The sequence below is a fragment of the Alteromonas sp. AWJ4_197 genome (assembly GCF_056160285.1).
The window spans coordinates 1-1,119 of sequence record NZ_JBSWWW010000035.1; the positions used below are offsets into that span (position 1 = coordinate 1).

A 1,119-nucleotide genomic window follows, 5' to 3' on the forward strand; every position below is an offset into this window, starting at 1 on the left:
GCCACCGCTTTTCGCAGACTTACACGTCCTTCATCGCCTCTTACTGCCAAGGCATCCACCGTATACGCTTAGTCACTTAACCATACAACCCTAAATAGCTTCCGCTTAAGAACCTGTGCTGCACGACTCTTCCTCGTTCACTCGGTTATATACTGCTTGTATACGCCCTCGCTCACTCGTCGTATTCGCTTGCCCAGAACCTTAATCGTCGCTATTTCCTCTTCTCAACATGAGTAGTGAGAGAGAGAATAGCTATTACAGGATTATCCAAGAGTTGCGACAACTCAAAAGGATGGATTTTCCTGCGCCTGCCTCCGCCTTTTTATCCGGAGTCAGGTGTGCATCTAAGCACTGTTGTATGCATGACTGTCTAATCAATTTATCGTGCAAAATCGACGTTGTTTGTCGACTTTTGCGCAAGGAGGACGAGCAGTACACTCAGTTGTGTATGTCAGCCTTCTTACTACACTTTGTCAGATAGAGTAGCTTTTGAAAGAACATCTTTCGATATTCTCAGTTACTCAATTTGATTGATTACTAATATCAGCTTTCCAAATTGTTAAAGAACAGGTTTAGAGTAAAAAACCCTAATCAATGCTTACTCAGATGAGTAAAAATTCATTAGGATTTGTTCTAAATTACATGACCATTTATCTATATCGCCATTTCGCTTGTTGCAGGTGATTTGATTGCGAGAAGCGCAGTGTGTGCCAACACATGAGCATCGCAGCAGTCAAAGCGGCAATAACAAGTAGAAATGGTAGGCTTGGGCAGACTTGAACTGCCGACCTCACCCTTATCAGGGGTGCGCTCTAACCAGCTGAGCTACAAGCCTGTTATCTTTTTAGCGTTAGCTTACTAACATCTAAGAAGTGGTGGAGCTAAGCAGGATCGAACTGCTGACCTCCTGAATGCAAATCAGGCGCTCTCCCAGCTGAGCTATAGCCCCATAAGACTTGGTCGTTCTTCATTAATAACAAAACAATCTGTGTGAACACTGCGCTAAAAGGCAATAAACGATTTTTAAGGTAAGGAGGTGATCCAACCCCAGGTTCCCCTAGGGTTACCTTGTTACGACTTCACCCCAGTCATGAAACACAAAGTGGTAATCGTCCTCCC

2 tRNA genes and 2 rRNA genes are annotated in these 1,119 nt (G+C 44.1%); all 4 read right to left on the minus strand.

What is annotated here, in order from left to right:
- Positions 1–82, minus strand: a 23S ribosomal RNA gene (locus tag ACXAGC_RS20375); the annotation flags it as partial.
- A 676-nt stretch (positions 83–758) separates the two neighbouring features.
- Positions 759–835: transfer RNA gene (locus ACXAGC_RS20380), tRNA-Ile, on the minus strand.
- Between the two features lie 38 nt (positions 836–873).
- Positions 874–949: transfer RNA gene (locus ACXAGC_RS20385), tRNA-Ala, on the minus strand.
- 80 nt (positions 950–1,029) lie between these two features.
- A 16S ribosomal RNA gene (locus tag ACXAGC_RS20390) occupies positions 1,030–1,119 on the minus strand; the annotation flags it as partial.